Below are 260 nucleotides of genomic sequence, written 5' to 3'. Positions count from 1 at the left end.
GCGGCCGAAGGTCACCGAGACCACGGCGCTCGGCGCCGCCTACCTCGCCGGCCTCGCCACGGGCGTGTGGAAGAGCACCGGGGACATCGAGAAGAACTGGGCCGTCGACCGCACCTTCGAGCCGGCGATGTCCCGGGACCAGGTCGCCCATCAACGCGAACGGTGGCGCGAAGCGCTCAGCCGCGCACGCGACTGGGAGGAGCGGTCGAGCGTGAACGTCCGCGAAACCCCGGAGATCGGCGGGTAACGGCAACTCAACC

1 pseudogene is annotated in these 260 nt (G+C 70.8%); it reads left to right on the top strand.

Features of this window, described 5'->3' with window-relative positions:
- Positions 1-247: pseudogene (locus tag R0J92_RS24150) on the top strand (hypothetical protein); the annotation flags it as partial.
- Positions 248-260 lie beyond the last annotated feature (13 nt).

The organism is Tritonibacter sp. SIMBA_163 (assembly GCF_046535935.1).
Lineage (GTDB): Bacteria > Pseudomonadota > Alphaproteobacteria > Rhodobacterales > Rhodobacteraceae > Epibacterium > Epibacterium scottomollicae.
Note: the sequence above shows the minus strand (reverse complement) of the source record. Positions and strands in the feature narration are given on the sequence as shown.